We start from the raw sequence: 15,424 nt of genomic DNA on the forward strand, positions 1-15,424 counted from the left end.
TTTTGATGTATTGAGGTTAGGCAGAAACGGTTATATTTTCTTTCTCATCCGGGCTACCGGAATATCCAGCTGTTCGCGGTATTTGGCAATCGTTCTCCGGGCTATCGGGTATCCTTTTTCTTTTAAAATTTCGGCAAGCTTGTCATCCGGCAACGGTTTGCTCTTGTCTTCATCTTCAATGACATTCTGAAGGATCTTTTTAATTTCAATTGTCGAAACATCTTCTCCCTGGTCATTTTTCATGGCTTCCGAAAAGAAATCCTTGATTAGCTTGGTGCCATAAGGAGTGTCTACATATTTGCTGTTTGCCACACGGGAAACGGTAGAAATATCCAGACCGATCATGTCGGCAATATCCTTCAAGATCATTGGTCGCAACTTGGTTTCATCGCCATCAAGGAAATATTCTTCCTGATAGTGCATGATGGCATTCATGGTTACAAACAAGGTTTCATTACGCTGTTTGATGGCATCAATGAACCATTTCGCAGAATCCAGTTTTTGCTTGATAAACTGTACGGCGTCTTTTTGGGAATTCGATTTTTCCCGGGACTCTTTATACGTTTGCAGCATTTCCTGATAATCTTTGGAAACGTGTAATTCAGGTGCATTTCGTCCGTTCAGGGAAAGTTCTAACTCACCTTCCACAATGCGTATTGAAAAATCGGGAACCACATGTTCGATCGCTTTGGTGTTGCCGTCGAAAGAACCGCCCGGTTTCGGGTTTAGCTTTTCGATTTCATCAATAGCTTTTCGAAGCTGTTCCTGAGTGATGTCGTATTTTTGTAATAACTTGTCGTAATGCTTTTTGGTAAAGGCATCAAACTGGTTTTCCAGAATGTCAATGGCTAGTGCGATCGCTTCTGTTGGTGTTTTGTGACGCAGCTGTAACAACAGGCATTCCTGTAAATCTCTGGCGCCAACACCGGATGGTTCCAGTTCGTGGATAATGTTCAGAATGCGTTCCACATTTTTATCATCGGTATAAATACCCTGTGTAAACGCCATATCGTCAACAATGTCCTGAATATCGCGACGGATGTAACCCATGTCGTCGATGCTGCCCACTAAGAATTCGGCAATTTCCCTTTCGCTGTCGGAAAGTATAAAAGTATTCAGCTGGTTGATTAAATCCTGATGAAAACTTACAGGAGCAGCAAAAGGCAGGCTTCTGTCTTCGTCGTCATCGCTGTAATTATTCGCCTGAAGTTTGTAGTCCGGCGTTTCATCATTGCTTAAATATTCATCGATATTGATCTCGTCAGCATCAATGCGCTCGTTATCATAATCATCATACTCGTCAAAATTATCATCGGCAAACTCATCGGCATCCATTTGTTCTTCCTTACCGGTTTCCAAAGCGGGATTCTCAACCAATTCCTCTTTAAGACGTTGTTCAAAAGCCTGTGTAGGCAATTGTATCAACTTCATCAATTGGATTTGCTGAGGCGATAGTTTTTGGGATAATTTAAGTTGTAAATGTTGTTTGAGCATTATATTGTGTATTCGGTTATTCGTTGATTTGGTTATTTGTCATTTCTGAATAACGTAATGATTGAACCTGATGAAATGTATATTCAAAAATAAAAAATTTTCAGCAAAGGTCACGTCTTCTTTAGTGATATAATCAGGATAAGAAAGCTATAATTTTCTTATCCTGATTTAAACCATAACCAAATTCACAAATTCTGGATTAGAATTCTGCGTTTTGAGGAGTTCTTGGGAAAGGAATTACGTCACGGATGTTTGTCATTCCGGTTACGAACAATACCAGTCTTTCAAAACCAAGTCCGAAACCGCTGTGAACAGCACTTCCGAAACGTCTTGTGTCAAGGTACCACCATAATTCTTTTTCATCAATTCCTAAATCGGCTATTTTTTGTTGCAATACATCCAAACGCTCTTCTCTTTGAGAACCACCTACGATTTCACCAATTCCAGGGAAAAGGATATCCATCGCACGTACCGTTTGTCCGTCTTCATTTAAACGCATGTAGAACGCTTTTATTTTTGCAGGATAATCAAATAGGATTACCGGGCATTTAAAGTGTTTTTCAACAAGGAATCTTTCGTGCTCACTTTGCAGGTCAGCTCCCCATTCGTCAATGATATAATTGAATTTTTTGTTCTTGTTTGGTTTGGAGCTTTTTAAAATGTCAATAGCTTCGGTATAGCTAACGCGTTTAAAGTTGTTGTCCATTACGAAGTTCAGTTTTTCTAATAAACTCATTTCGCTTCTTTCCGCCTGAGGTTTTGATTTCTCTTCATCAAGCAAACGCTGCTCCAGGAATTTTAAATCGTCGCCGCACTTGTCAACCGTGTATTTGATCACATATTTGATAAAATCTTCGGCTAAATCCATGTTGTCTGCCAGGTTGTTAAAAGCAACTTCAGGCTCGATCATCCAGAACTCTGCTAAGTGACGGGAAGTATTCGAGTTTTCCGCTCTGAAAGTAGGTCCGAAAGTATAAATCTGACCCAGAGCCATAGCATACGTTTCTCCTTCCAGCTGTCCGGAAACGGTTAAGTTGGTTTCTTTTCCAAAGAAATCTTCCTTATGGTTTATTTTTCCGTCTTCAGTTCGCGGGGTACCGTCAAATGGTAACGTTGTTACTCTAAACATTTCTCCGGCTCCTTCAGCATCCGAACCGGTGATGATTGGTGTATTTACATAAAAGAAACCGTTTTCCTGGAAATACTGGTGCACTGCAAATGCTAATGTCGAACGGACACGCATGATAGCTCCGAAAGCATTTGTACGGATTCTTAAGTGAGCATTCTCACGTAAAAACTCCAAAGAGTGCTTTTTAGGCTGCATCGGATATTTTTCCGGATCGGAATCGCCTAATATTTCCAATTTGGTAACCTGGATTTCTACTGTCTGTCCGGCTCCTTTGCTTTCTACCAAAGTTCCTGTAAGGCTGACAGCAGCACCGGTGGTGATTCTTTTTAAAGTCTCTTCCGGAGTATTTTCAAAATCAACAACACACTGAATATTATTTATCGTAGAACCGTCATTCAACGCGATAAACTGATTATTTCTAAATGTTCTAACCCAACCTTTTGCTTTTACTTCATGCAATGTCTTTGTACCGTTTAGTAGGTCTTTAACTTTAGTGTGCTTCATTGTAATGATTTTTATATTGATTTTTAGTGAATATAAAGTTTTTAATGCCCGCAAAGGTAATAAAAAGCATGTCAAAAAGATAGCAATAAAGCTAATTTAAAGCGGGAATTGATTCGGACTGTAAAGCGGAGTAGCGGAATGCTGTGTGGGGAAATAAAAAATCCGCTGATTCAGCGGATTTTTTTGACTTATACTTTCATGATCTCGGCTTCCTTACCGGCCAAAAGCTCATCGATTTTTTTGATAAAGATATCGGTTAGTTTCTGAACGTCTTCTTCGGCAGTTTTACAAATGTCCTCAGAAGTTCCGTCTTTTTCTAATTTCTTGATATCGGTATTGGCATCCTTACGTACGTTACGGATACTGATTTTGGCATCTTCTGCTTCCGATTTTGTCTGTTTAACAAGGTCGCGACGACGTTCTTCTGTTAATGGCGGAACACTAATGATGATGTTGTCACCATTGTTCATCGGGTTAAAACCAAGATTAGCAATCATGATTGCTTTTTCGATAGGTTGTAACATACTTTTTTCCCATGGCGTAACGGTAATCGTTCTGGCATCGGGCGTGTTAACGTTTGCAACCTGAGAAAGCGGCGTTTGAGAACCGTAGTAATCTACAAAAACACCACCAAGCATTTGCGGTGTCGCTTTTCCGGCACGAATGTTCAGGAATTCTTTCTCCAAGTGCGATAAAGAACCGTTCATGGATTCTTTTGTGCTATCTAAAATAAAATTAATTTCTTCCGTCATGATACTAATTTTTATGATTCAAAATTAAATATTTACTGTTGTTCCAACTGTTGCGCCTTCGCACACTTTTAATAAATTACCTTCTTTGTTCATATCGAAAACAATGATTGGTAATTCGTTTTCCTGACTTAAAGTGAAGGCGGTTGTGTCCATTACATTAAGTCCTTTTTTTAATACATCTTCGAAAGTGATCGAATCATATTTTACAGCCGTAGCATCTTTTTCCGGATCGGCAGTGTAAACACCGTCAACACGCGTACCTTTTAAGATTACATCGGCATTGATTTCAACACCTCTTAAAACTGCTGCCGTATCGGTTGTAAAATAAGGATTTCCGGTTCCGGCTCCGAAGATAACAATTCTTCCTTTTTCCAGGTGGCGAACAGCTCTTCTTTTGATATATGGTTCTGCAATGGCTTCAATTTTTAAAGCAGTCTGCAAACGGGTCTGCATACCAGCTTCTTCCAAAGCACCCTGTAATGCCATACCGTTAATTACGGTAGCAAGCATTCCCATATAATCTCCCTGAACACGATCCATTCCATTACTCGCTCCGGCTACACCTCTAAAAATATTTCCACCTCCAATAACAATAGCGATTTCAACACCTTTGTCATGGATTTCTTTTATTTCAGCTGCATATTCGGCTAATCTTTTAGGGTCAATTCCATATTGTCTTTCACCCATTAAAGCTTCACCGCTTAATTTTAGAAGGATTCTTTTGTATTTCATTGCAAGTTTTGTTTAGTGGTGCAAATATAGTTATTATCTGTTTTTTTAAAACTAACTCCGTAAATATTTCTTAAACAAAGCAATACTTTTGGTTAACAGGCAAATGCATACGCAGCGGAACGGGGTGTTATTTATAATTTGAGCTCCAGATAGGACTTTCTGGCAGCCTCATAGCCAATATTGAAAATAGATTCCATTCGCAGTTTGTTGGTTTCAAAAGTGCTGTAAATGGATAGTTCTTCCGGCTCGATCACCCAATCGCAGTTATTGAATTTCTGCATGTTGGAATTTGCAGAAAGCAAATCGAAAGCTCTGGTTGTTACCGCTTTTATGGAAGTAAGATCCCTGGCCTCTATTTTCTGGATAGGACTTACATACACACCGATTAAGGTGTCGCAGCGGCCTTGTAAAATATCGGTCGGAAAGTGATTCAGGATACCGCCGTCACTATAAATACGTCCTTTTATCTCATAAGGCGACATAACACCGGGAAAAGAGGATGAGGCTAAAATGGCATCAACGATCTTGGTTTCCGGGCTGAAAATTTTCAGCTTCCCTTTTACCATATCGGTTGCGGTAATATGGGTGTGTATTTTGAGGTCGCCCAAAGTTGCGTCTTCAAAAATTGAGGTAAAATATTTTTTAAAAGATTCCGAATCAATTAAGCCGGCTTTTTTGAGTGTAAAATGCTTCCAGTGGAAAAAGTAAATGGATTTGAAGAATTCCAGGATCTGATCGGGCGATTTTCCCCAGGCATATAAAGCACCTATGATGGATCCGGCACTGGTACCGGCAATATGAACAGGGCGGATATTTTTTTCTTCTAAAAATTTAATGGCTCCGGCATGTGCTAATCCTTTTGTGCCGCCGCCGGAAAGAATTAAACCTATTGATTTTGTCTGTAAATCCATTTGTACTGTAAAAAGATAAAGTTACACTTTTTGTCCATTGGATTGTGACTTTTGTTACTTTTTAATCCTGTTTTTTGCGCTAAATTTGCACAGTATAATAAATAGAAAATGGAAAATTATATCGAAGACAGCCTGAAAAGAAGTTATACTTATCAGGAATACAGAAGCTTGGTGACAAAATTACTGAAAGAGGGGAAATCGACGGGTAATGAACAGTCTGATGATTTATTGCATTACAGTGAATTGAATGAAACCCGGATGAATCGTCTGGATAAAACAATTGCGGTACCGCAAAACATACAGGAAGGTTTGGCAGCTATCCGTAAAAAATATATCTGGCTGGTGCTTTCGGAAGGCTGGTGCGGCGATGCGGCGCAGATCTTGCCGATCTTGCACAAAATGGATGAGTCTGCAGAAAATATAACACTGCAGCTTGTTTTCAGAGATGAAAATGAGGAATTGATGCAGCATTTTTTAACAAACGGAGGAAGGGCTATTCCAAAAGTGATTGTTCTGGATGCCGATACTAAAGAAATACTGGCCGATTGGGGTCCGCGACCACAGGGAGCCAAACAATTAATACTGGATTACAAAGCAGCACACGGTGTTGTTGATGAAACGGCGAAGACGGACCTGCAAATGTGGTACCTGAAAGACAAAGGACTTTCGACACAACAGGAACTGCTTGGTGTGATGGAAGGTTTGTAATTGAAAAACGTATCTGATTTATAAAGGCGGTATTGGGATAGCTAATGCCGTCTTTTTTGTGGCCTCTTGTCTGGTATGTGGTTTAAGGCGTTACCGAATCTTCAAAGTCGGTAACCAGCATGGCATTGTCAACAGCATAATCTCCGATTTTAGTACGGCGCAAAGCGGTTAAGTGTGCACCCGACTGTAGGGCTAGACCATAATCGTAGGCAAGAGAACGGATATAGGTTCCTTTACTGCAAACCACTCTGAAATCTACCTCCGGTAAAGCAATACGGGTAATTTCAAATTCGTGGATAACGGTTTTTCGGGACTGGATTTCTATTTCTTCGCCTTTTCGGGCATGTTCATACAATCGTTTGCCGTCTTTTTTAATAGCGGAAAAAATGGGTGGTTTCTGGTCGATTTCACCTAAAAAGGATGCTACTGTTTTGTAGATCAGTTCTTCTGTGATGTGTCCGGTCGGGAAAACAGCATCGATTTCCGTTTCCAGATCATACGAAGGTGTTGTCGCGCCCAGGTGAAAAGTTCCGGTATATTCTTTGATCATTCCCTGTAATTCCGGGATGCGCTTTGTGAATTTACCGGTGCACACAATCAGTAAACCGGATGCCAGCGGATCTAAAGTCCCGGCATGTCCTACTTTGATTTTCTTTAATCCCAGGTGTTTCTTCAGGGACCATTTAATCTTATTCACGGCTTGAAACGACGACCATTGCAAAGGTTTGTCAATCAGTAAAACTTGTCCCGTTTGGAAATCTTCGGCTGTAATCAAAGTGTAATTATTTAATATAGGTAAAGTAAATCAGAAGAGCTGTTCCGGCAATAATACGGTAATATCCCCACGGACGGAAACCGTATTTTTTAACCACGCCGATAAAAAATTTAATAGCAATAACCGCCACAATAAAAGCGACTACATTACCGATAAGGAACAATTTGATATTGTCGCCGGATTGCAGTAAAAGTTCGTATCCTTTCAACTGGGAAACTTCATACGTTTTTAAAAACAGCGAATATACGGTAACGGCAAGCATCGTGGGAACGGCTAAAAAGAAAGAGAATTCAGCGGCAGCCTGGCGGGTTAAGCCCTGCTGCATGCCACCAATAATAGAAGCGGCAGAACGACTTGTTCCCGGCATCATTGCCAGACACTGCCAGAATCCGATAATCACGGCTCTCTTAATGGAAATATCTTCTTCTTTGTGAATCGTCGGGTTTTTGAAAAAATTGTCCACAAATAACAAAATAACACCGCCTAAGATCAATACAATCGCGATCGGAATAGGTTTTCCCAATACGGCATCGATCATGTCGTCAAAAATTTTGCCTAAAATCAAAGCCGGTACTACGGCGCAGGCTAATTTGATATAGAAATTGAATTTGGAGAAATCGAAAAACTTTTTCCAGTACAACGCCACAACGGCAAGGATAGCTCCGAACTGAATGGAAACCTGGAATAGTTTTACAAAATCGTCATTTTGAATGTCAAAATAAGAACTGGCAAAAATCATGTGGCCGGTTGAAGAAACAGGTAAATATTCTGTTAAGCCTTCAATAACGGCAAGAATAAGGGCTTGTAATAAATCCATTGAAACGGGTACTAGGCTTTAGTATCTTTTTTAGGGTTTTTGATAATCGAATAAATCGTAATTCCAAAACCGATTAAAACGATGGTCGGTGCCAGTTTGATTCTTCTGAAATTGAAGATATCTTCACTAAATACGTTCGGATCGGTACTGCCGCCACCCGACATTAATAAAAAACCTAAGGCAATAACACCAAGACCTATAAAAAGGATTTTGTAATTAACGCTTTCAAAAAGAAAGTCGTGTTTGTGTTTGTTTTCGTTCTCCATTGTATCGTGTTCTTACTATTATTTTAGATTCTTAATATAAATCGTCTGTTCTTAAATTTAAAAAGCGCTGGGTCGCAAAGAAGGTGCTGATCCAGGTAATGATAATGCCTACCAGCAATACGGCTGCCAATACAATGCCAATAGAAAGATAATCGGTTGCAATACCTAAACTAGGAAACAGACCGTCTACATAGAAAACCAGTCCGATTAAAGCAATAATAGCCAGTCCGGAACCAATTAGTCCCAGCTTGATGCTTCTCCAGATAAACGGTTTGCGGATAAACGATTTTGTTGCCCCGACCATTTGCATGGTTTTGATGATAAAACGGTTGGAATGAATCGATAAACGCAGTGAGCTGTTAATTAACAACATCGCTACCAAAGCCAGTACGGCACTTACGATTAAAATCCAAAACGTAATTTTCTTTACGTTCTCATTTACCAGATCAACCAGTTGTTTGTCGTAAATAACCTCTGTAACCATAGGGTTTTTACGAATATTGCTTTCAATTTCTTTAATACTGTCGGAAACAACATAATCCCCTTTCAGGTGAATGTCGTAAGAATTTTGAAGCGGATTGAATCCTAAGAACTCCATAAAATCCTCGCCGATGATATCTTTGTGTTTTTTTGCTGCATCGTCTTTGGAAACAAAAGTGTGATCCTTTACATAATTGGAAGCAACCAGTTGTGTTCCGAACGCTTTCAGAATACTGTCGTTGGCCTCACTGTTAAAGTAAACAGACATCGGAATGTTTTCTTTAAAATCGTTTGAAATCTTTCCAGAATTAATAACAAAAAGCCCTAAAGCGCCCAAAAGGAACAGCACCAGGAAAATACTCAAAATAACCGAAAAATAGGAAGAAATAAGTTTGCGTTTTTGATACTTTTCAAAAGATGAAGCCATAGAATCTGATTTAAGCCGTAAAAATAATAAAGAAAATTGTTTTTAGGGTTTATAACGTCCAAAGTTTTAACTTTCTTATAATATAATGTAAATTTGCCTGCCCAAAAAGAAGGTTTTTTGATTGGGAAACGAATCGTTTTGGGATTTTTTGGCAATCCACACCGGTTTTTCAGTATCTTTTGATGCGTGGAAACGGAACGATTCACGATAAATTAGTAGAAAACATACAGGAATGCAATTTCCGGTAACATAGAATTCAGAGCAATGAAGTACAATCCAAATGAAATTGAAGCCAAGTGGCAGAAATTTTGGTCGGAAGACCAAACCTTTAAAGCAGAAAATAATTCGTCTAAGCCTAAATATTTCGTATTAGACATGTTTCCTTACCCGTCGGGAGCAGGACTGCATGTAGGGCATCCGCTGGGCTATATCGCTTCAGACATTTATGCGCGATATAAACGTCATAAAGGATTTAACGTACTGCATCCGCAGGGATACGACAGTTTCGGATTACCGGCAGAACAATATGCCATTCAAACCGGCCAGCATCCTGAAAAAACAACAAAAGAGAACATTGCCCGTTACCGTGAGCAATTGGATAAAATAGGCTTTTCATTCGACTGGAGCAGAGAAGTGCGCACGTCAAACCCGGATTATTACAAATGGACACAATGGATTTTTATCCAATTGTTTAACTCCTGGTACAATATCGATACCGACAAAGCGGAAGATATCGCTACTTTGACAGCTGTTTTTGAAAAAGAAGGCAATGCCGGCGTAAATGCGGTTTGTGACGAGAATATAGCACCGTTTTCGGCAACGCAGTGGAATGCCTTTACCAAAGAAGAAAAAGAAAAGATATTGTTGCAGTACCGATTGACCTATCTGGCAGAAACCGAAGTAAACTGGTGTCCGGCTTTGGGGACGGTATTGGCAAATGATGAAATTATAAATGGTGTTTCCGAACGTGGCGGACATCCGGTTATCCGTAAAAAGATGACACAATGGAGTATGCGCATTTCTGCCTATGCAGAGCGTTTGCTACAGGGATTGGAAACCATCGACTGGAGTGAAAGTATCAAGGAAAGCCAGCGTAACTGGATCGGGAAATCCGTTGGAGCTTCCGTTACATTTAACCTGAAAGACCATGATGCGGTTGTGGAAGTATTCACGACCCGTCCCGATACGATTTTCGGAGTAACTTTTATGACTTTGGCGCCGGAACACGAATTGGTGGCTAAGATCACTACTCCGGAACAAAAAGAAGCTGTGGAGGCGTATGTTACGGCTACGGCAAAACGAAGTGAAAGAGAGCGTATGGCAGATGTGAAAACCATTTCCGGTGTTTTTACAGGAGCGTATGCAGAACATCCTTTTACCAAAGAACCGATTCCGGTATGGATAGGGGATTATGTATTGGCAGGATACGGAACCGGAGCTGTTATGGCAGTGCCTTGCGGTGATGAAAGAGATTATGCCTTTGCCAAACATTTTAATATTCCGATTCAGAATATTTTTGAAGGAGTGGATATTTCGGAAGAAGCTTTTGCCGATAAAGAAAAAACCATCATCGGTAATTCCGATTTCTTAAACGGACTGAATTATAAAGAAGCGACAAAAAAAGCAATTGAAGCCCTTGAAAAACTAGGACAAGGAAACGGAAAGACCAACTACCGTTTGCGTGATGCGGTATTCTCCAGACAACGTTATTGGGGAGAACCGTTCCCGGTATATTATGTAAACGACCTGCCGCAAATGATCGAAGCACAATACCTGCCGATCGTATTGCCGGAGGTGGAAAAATACCTGCCAACAGAAGACGGACAGCCGCCGTTAGGAAATGCAACGGTTTGGGCCTGGGATACGCAAAACAACCAGGTGGTAAGCAATGATCGGATCGATCAGGTAACGGTATTTCCGTTGGAATTAAATACAATGCCGGGCTGGGCGGGAAGCTCCTGGTACTGGATGCGTTATATGGACGCTCATAATGCAGAAGCATTTGCTTCGGAAGAAGCTTTGAAATATTGGGAAAATGTAGACTTGTATATCGGCGGAAGCGAACACGCTACCGGCCACTTGCTATATTCCCGTTTCTGGAACAAATTCTTAAAAGATAAAGGATTGGCGCCAACCGAAGAACCGTTCAAAAAACTGATTAATCAGGGAATGATTTTAGGAATGAGTGCTATCGTTTATCGTGTATCCGGAACAAATAAATATGTTTCTAAAAATTTAAGAGGGGATTATCAGACAGAAGAAATAAGAGTTGATGTTAATTTGGTTAATGCTTCTGATGAGATCAGTATTGATGGATTGAGAAAATGGATACCTGAATTTGCAAATGCTGAATTTATTCTGGAAAATGATAGATATATTGTTGGAAGAGAAGTTGAGAAAATGTCGAAAAGATGGTACAACGTCGTAAACCCGGATGATATCTGTGAACAGTACGGAGCCGATACGTTGCGTTTGTATGAAATGTTCTTAGGACCGTTAGAGCAGGCAAAACCATGGAATACAGCCGGAATTACCGGAGTGTCAGGATTCCTGAAAAAACTATGGCGTTTGTATTTTGACGATAACGGTTTGATCGTTACGGATAACGAGCCAGGCAAAGAAGCCTTAAAAACGTTGCATAAAACCATTAAGAAAGTACAGGAAGATATAGAGAACTTCTCGTTCAATACTTCGGTTTCCGGATTTATGATCGCGGTAAATGAATTGTCGGCGGCAAAATGCAATGAAAGAGCGATCCTGGAACCATTGGCGGTTTTAATTTCTCCGTATGCTCCGCATATCGCAGAAGAATTATGGAGTGCCTTGGGGAACGAAGGTTCCGTTTCAAAAGTGCCTTTCCCGGTATTTGATGCACAGCACCTGGTAGAAAGCAGCAAGGAATATCCGGTTTCTTTTAATGGAAAAATGCGTTTCAAAATTGAACTGCCCATGGATTTAACAGCAGAAGAAATTGAGAAAATTGTGATGGAAGACGAAAGAACAAAAGCACAATTAAACGGAAATGCACCGAAAAAAGTGATTATTGTTCCCGGAAAAATCATCAATTTAGTAGGATAAACCGGACTGACAAAATTGCAGATTCTGTTAAGAGAGTCCTAATTGGCTTGTAATTTGATGTTGTTTTAGTAATTTTAGAAAACTAAAAAGTAAAAACGATGTTAGGATATTATATTTTATTAGGAGGAATTGCTTTAGTAAGCTGGATTGTAAGCCACAAATTAAAGAGCAAGTTTGAAGAATATTCAAAGGTGCATTTGCGCAACGGAATGTCCGGAGCGGAAATAGCCGAGAAAATGCTTGCCGATAACGGAATTTATGATGTAAAGGTTATTTCGACTCCCGGAAGACTGACGGATCACTATAATCCGGTAGATAAAACGGTTAACTTAAGTGAGGCGGTATACAATGAAAGAAATGCAGCGGCAGCGGCAGTAGCGGCACACGAATGCGGACACGCTGTTCAGCACGCCACCGCTTACGGAATGCTGCAAATGCGTTCCAAAATGGTACCAATGGTGAGTGTTACCTCGGGTATGTCACAATGGTTAGTGGTTGGTGGTTTGATTTTAGGCGCTGCGGCAAAAGTTGGTTTCGGATTTTATATTGCCATATTAGGTTTGGTGTTAATGGGAGTAGCCACTGTTTTTAGTTTTGTCACCTTGCCGGTCGAATATGATGCCAGTAACCGTGCTTTAGCATGGCTGAAAAATAAGAACATGCTGAGCCAGCAGGAATATGCCGGAGCGGAAGATGCCTTGAAATGGGCTGCAAGAACCTATGTGGTAGCTGCAATTGGTGCTTTGGCATCCTTGGTATACTGGGCTTTCCAGGTTTTTGGAAGAAGAGATTAATCTGAAAATATAAAGTAAAAAAAATCCGGTGCGCAAGTACCGGATTTTTTTATGGTTATAATTGAATCTGCCGTTCGATCTGCTGGTCTAATGAAATGAATGTTTCCGTACGGGAAACACCCTCAATTGCCTGTATCTTTTTGTTGAGCAACTGCATTAAATGCTCGTTGTCATGGCAGATCAGTTTTATTAAAATGCTCCAGTTTCCGGTTGTATAATGGCATTCCAGTACTTCCGGTATTTTTTTTAATTCCCTTACAGCTTCCGGATTCCGGGAAGCTTTATCCAGGTAAATACCAACAAATGCCATCGTACTGTAGCCTAAAATTTTCGGGCTTACGGTAAAACGGGAACCGGTAATCACACCGGCCTGTTCCAGTTTTCGCAGCCGCTGGTGTATGGCCGCACCGGAAATACCAATTTTGTTGGCTATCTGTAAAATCGGTTTCCGGGCATCTTCCATCAGGTAACGGAGGATTTCCTTGTCGATTCCGTCCATTTCAATTTGTAAGGAATTTATCTTCATTGGTAATAATTTGAAGTTAAAGTTACAAAATGAAATGCTTTATTAAAGTAAAAAAGGCTGATTTGTTACAATCAGCCTTTTTTGTTTTTTATTTGTATCCTTTGTAGGCTACTTCTTTTTCTTTAAAAATCACACCGTATTCTTCCAGTTCTTTCAGTATAGGAAGGTATACTTCTTTGTTGATCGGAAGCTGTACGCCAGGTGTTTTAATATTGCCGTTCAGGATCTGAAGCGTTGCCATAGCAACCGGCAGTCCTACGGTTTTTGCCATTGAAGTATAAGTCTGGTCGTCGCCGATGCAAACCATAGTAGCGTCAATCTGTTTCTTTTCGCCGTTTACCTCATAACCGATTTTGTGATACATGACAATCATGTCTTTATCATCCGGTGCTAAAGTCCAGCTGTCCGTCAGGATCTTTTCAAGGATTTGCGCCGGAGTGGCGTTTTTAAGGCCGATAATTTTATTGGCGTTAAACAGGTCCAGTTCTAATAATTTATCCCATACAACATCGTCCTGGTCGATTTTAAGGACATGGCGAAGTTTGATCTCAACAGAATCTGTCGGGTGATATGGTAAAAACAAATTCACAAACTCCCGATAGCTCATGGTTTCGGTATTGTCAATAGTGTATGAGTCGTCTGTCATACCCAATTGTACAAACATATCCCAGGCTCTGGAATAGCCTACGCGGCGAATGGTACCTCTAAAAACGGTTAAGGCATTGTCTAAACCGTAAACACTTCTGTATTTAAGGGAATCACGGTTTGCATAACCTTCAAAACGGCCGTAACCTTCCACTTCCAGGAACTCTGTTCTTCGGAACAGTTTGTGGTACGGAATGTATTTGTAGGTTCCTTCCTGGATGAATTTAGCGGCGCCGCCCTGTCCGGCTAAAACAACATTACGGGGATTCCATGTAAACTTATAATTCCATAAATTGTTATCGGATTCCGGGGCAACTAATCCGCCGCAGAAAGATTCGAACAGGATTATTTTTCCGCCTTCTCCGCGAATTTCATCCAAAACCTTCATGGCACTCATGTGGTCGATACCCGGATCCAGTCCGATCTCATTCATAAACACAAGATTGTTGGCAATGGCGGCTTCGTTCAGTTCCTGCATGGCATCCGAAATATAAGAAGCGGTTACCATGTGTTTTTTATAGGCAATACAATCTTTGGCAACTTCAATGTGCAGGTAAGCCGGCAACATGGAAATTACGATGTCTGCTTTCTGGATTTCGGTTTTACGCTGCGCATCATCAAACATGTCAAAAGCAATAGCGGTTGCCCTTGGGTGATTATTGGTCTTCTTTTGAGCTAATTCCAATGATAAATCGCCTATGGTTAAATGTAAATTTTCCTGTTCCGATTTATCTAATAAATATTTAATGAGCGACGAAGCCGAGCGACCGGCTCCGATGATTAAAATATGTCTCATTTTAGTTGTTTGTTTTAAAAAGTCTACGAAAATAGGAATTTGTTATATTCTTTAAAAACATAAAAGATGATTAATATCATTATTTAACTTTTTAAAATAATAGTAACTTTGAGCATAATTTTGAAAATATGGATAGAAAAATAGCCGGAGTAGCAGCTATCATGGGAGCTGTTGCGATAATATTGGGTGCTTTTGGCGCTCACGGATTAAAACAGGTTCTGGATGAAGCGCAGCTGGCCACTTTTGAAACAGGAGTAAAATACCAGATGTATCATGCTCTGTTTTTATTATTTGTGGGTACCACGGCCATGCTTACGGAAAAAGCTAAAAAAACAATCTTCTATTTGGTGGTTACGGGAGTGTTATTTTTTTCAGGATCCATTTACCTGTTGGCAACAAAAGCTGTAACGGGCTGCGATTTTAAGGTGCTGGGACCTATTACGCCTGTTGGTGGTCTTTTACTGATATTGGCATGGGGAATACTCTTTGTACAGCTAATCAGGAAAAAAGCATAATATTTATTAAAAAAAAATTATTATAAAATTAAATTTTTACTTTTGCGTTCTTAAATAACAAACAACACATTTTTA

The 15,424-nt window shown here is 40.2% G+C and carries 15 protein-coding genes; 4 read left to right on the forward strand and 11 right to left on the reverse strand.

The genetic code is table 11. The annotated features are described in order from the left end of the window. Positions 1–30 precede the first annotated feature (30 nt). The 5 genes from rpoN to B3394_RS03125 form a co-directional block, all read right to left on the reverse strand. Entirely contained in the window at positions 31–1,494 is a 1,464-nt protein-coding gene (gene rpoN / locus B3394_RS03105; RefSeq protein ID WP_177730282.1) for an RNA polymerase factor sigma-54, read from the reverse strand. Positions 1,495–1,693: 199 nt separating this feature from the next. Next, a complete protein-coding gene (gene asnS, locus B3394_RS03110; protein ID WP_177730280.1) occupies positions 1,694–3,127 on the reverse strand; it encodes an asparagine--tRNA ligase in 1,434 nt (477 codons plus the stop codon). 188 nt (positions 3,128–3,315) lie between these two features. Then, complete coding sequence (gene frr / locus B3394_RS03115) at positions 3,316–3,879, reverse strand: ribosome recycling factor (protein WP_286912869.1); 564 nt, start codon at positions 3,877–3,879, stop codon at positions 3,316–3,318. Between the two features lie 24 nt (positions 3,880–3,903). After that, a complete protein-coding gene (gene pyrH, locus B3394_RS03120) occupies positions 3,904–4,611 on the reverse strand; it encodes a UMP kinase (RefSeq protein WP_177730276.1) in 708 nt (235 codons plus the stop codon). Positions 4,612–4,742: 131 nt separating this feature from the next. Beyond that, positions 4,743–5,522 (reverse strand): patatin-like phospholipase family protein, encoded by a 780-nt coding sequence (locus B3394_RS03125; protein WP_177730274.1) that lies wholly within the window; start codon positions 5,520–5,522, stop codon positions 4,743–4,745. Between the two features lie 108 nt (positions 5,523–5,630). Here B3394_RS03125 and B3394_RS03130 point away from each other — a divergent pair, with 108 nt between their 5' ends. Continuing rightward, on the forward strand, positions 5,631–6,230 hold the full coding sequence (locus B3394_RS03130; protein ID WP_273244464.1) for a thioredoxin family protein: 600 nt from the start codon (positions 5,631–5,633) through the stop codon (positions 6,228–6,230). Positions 6,231–6,312: 82 nt separating this feature from the next. Here the strand turns inward: B3394_RS03130 and truB are convergent, their stop codons facing one another. The 4 genes from truB to B3394_RS03150 are packed head-to-tail and all read right to left on the reverse strand — an operon-like array spanning position 6,313 to position 8,995. Then, positions 6,313–7,002 (reverse strand): tRNA pseudouridine(55) synthase TruB, encoded by a 690-nt coding sequence (truB, locus tag B3394_RS03135; RefSeq protein ID WP_286912970.1) that lies wholly within the window; start codon positions 7,000–7,002, stop codon positions 6,313–6,315. A 10-nt stretch (positions 7,003–7,012) separates the two neighbouring features. Beyond that, positions 7,013–7,822 carry an undecaprenyl-diphosphate phosphatase gene (locus B3394_RS03140; protein WP_177730270.1) on the reverse strand — a complete coding sequence of 270 codons (810 nt, stop codon included), beginning with the start codon at positions 7,820–7,822 and terminating at the stop codon, positions 7,013–7,015. 11 nt (positions 7,823–7,833) lie between these two features. After that, positions 7,834–8,088, reverse strand: a complete 255-nt coding sequence (locus B3394_RS03145) for a DUF3098 domain-containing protein (RefSeq protein WP_273244466.1) — start codon at positions 8,086–8,088, stop codon at positions 7,834–7,836. Between the two features lie 31 nt (positions 8,089–8,119). Then, positions 8,120–8,995 carry a cell division protein FtsX gene (locus B3394_RS03150; protein ID WP_177730267.1) on the reverse strand — a complete coding sequence of 292 codons (876 nt, stop codon included), beginning with the start codon at positions 8,993–8,995 and terminating at the stop codon, positions 8,120–8,122. A 264-nt stretch (positions 8,996–9,259) separates the two neighbouring features. Between B3394_RS03150 and leuS the strand changes: the two genes are divergently transcribed. Continuing rightward, positions 9,260–12,073, forward strand: coding sequence for a leucine--tRNA ligase (gene leuS, locus B3394_RS03155; protein WP_286912877.1), 2,814 nt, complete (start codon positions 9,260–9,262; stop codon positions 12,071–12,073). 98 nt (positions 12,074–12,171) lie between these two features. Continuing rightward, positions 12,172–12,867, forward strand: coding sequence for a zinc metallopeptidase (locus B3394_RS03160; RefSeq protein ID WP_177730263.1), 696 nt, complete (start codon positions 12,172–12,174; stop codon positions 12,865–12,867). A gap of 55 nt (positions 12,868–12,922) precedes the next feature. On the opposite strand, the gene B3394_RS03165 is transcribed toward B3394_RS03160, so the two are convergent. Then, the gene (locus tag B3394_RS03165) at positions 12,923–13,393 is read right to left on the reverse strand and encodes an Lrp/AsnC family transcriptional regulator (RefSeq protein ID WP_177730261.1); all 471 of its coding nucleotides are present in this window, start codon (positions 13,391–13,393) and stop codon (positions 12,923–12,925) included. Positions 13,394–13,481: 88 nt separating this feature from the next. Next, on the reverse strand, positions 13,482–14,834 hold the full coding sequence (locus B3394_RS03170) for a saccharopine dehydrogenase family protein (RefSeq protein ID WP_177730259.1): 1,353 nt from the start codon (positions 14,832–14,834) through the stop codon (positions 13,482–13,484). A 128-nt stretch (positions 14,835–14,962) separates the two neighbouring features. Between B3394_RS03170 and B3394_RS03175 the strand changes: the two genes are divergently transcribed. Then, a complete protein-coding gene (locus B3394_RS03175; RefSeq protein WP_177730257.1) occupies positions 14,963–15,349 on the forward strand; it encodes a DUF423 domain-containing protein in 387 nt (128 codons plus the stop codon). Positions 15,350–15,424: the final 75 nt, after the last annotated feature.

It is taken from the genome of Flavobacterium sp. UBA4197, assembly GCF_002379575.1.
GTDB classification, from domain to species: domain Bacteria; phylum Bacteroidota; class Bacteroidia; order Flavobacteriales; family Flavobacteriaceae; genus Flavobacterium; species Flavobacterium inviolabile.

Excerpts from the sequence above, each read along its gene's own strand:
- rpoN (WP_177730282.1), bottom strand. The coding sequence starts at position 1,494 with ATGCTCAAACAACATTTACAACTTAAATTATCCCAAAAACTATCGCCT.
- frr (WP_286912869.1), bottom strand. The coding sequence starts at position 3,879 with ATGACGGAAGAAATTAATTTTATTTTAGATAGCACAAAAGAATCCATG.
- B3394_RS03140 (WP_177730270.1), bottom strand. The coding sequence starts at position 7,822 with ATGGATTTATTACAAGCCCTTATTCTTGCCGTTATTGAAGGCTTAACA.
- B3394_RS03145 (WP_273244466.1), bottom strand. The coding sequence starts at position 8,088 with ATGGAGAACGAAAACAAACACAAACACGACTTTCTTTTTGAAAGCGTT.
- B3394_RS03125 (WP_177730274.1), bottom strand. The coding sequence starts at position 5,522 with ATGGATTTACAGACAAAATCAATAGGTTTAATTCTTTCCGGCGGCGGC.
- B3394_RS03170 (WP_177730259.1), bottom strand. The coding sequence starts at position 14,834 with ATGAGACATATTTTAATCATCGGAGCCGGTCGCTCGGCTTCGTCGCTC.
- pyrH (WP_177730276.1), bottom strand. The coding sequence starts at position 4,611 with ATGAAATACAAAAGAATCCTTCTAAAATTAAGCGGTGAAGCTTTAATG.
- B3394_RS03175 (WP_177730257.1), top strand. The coding sequence starts at position 14,963 with ATGGATAGAAAAATAGCCGGAGTAGCAGCTATCATGGGAGCTGTTGCG.
- B3394_RS03165 (WP_177730261.1), bottom strand. The coding sequence starts at position 13,393 with ATGAAGATAAATTCCTTACAAATTGAAATGGACGGAATCGACAAGGAA.
- leuS (WP_286912877.1), top strand. The coding sequence starts at position 9,260 with ATGAAGTACAATCCAAATGAAATTGAAGCCAAGTGGCAGAAATTTTGG.
- B3394_RS03130 (WP_273244464.1), top strand. The coding sequence starts at position 5,631 with ATGGAAAATTATATCGAAGACAGCCTGAAAAGAAGTTATACTTATCAG.
- asnS (WP_177730280.1), bottom strand. The coding sequence starts at position 3,127 with ATGAAGCACACTAAAGTTAAAGACCTACTAAACGGTACAAAGACATTG.
- B3394_RS03150 (WP_177730267.1), bottom strand. The coding sequence starts at position 8,995 with ATGGCTTCATCTTTTGAAAAGTATCAAAAACGCAAACTTATTTCTTCC.
- B3394_RS03160 (WP_177730263.1), top strand. The coding sequence starts at position 12,172 with ATGTTAGGATATTATATTTTATTAGGAGGAATTGCTTTAGTAAGCTGG.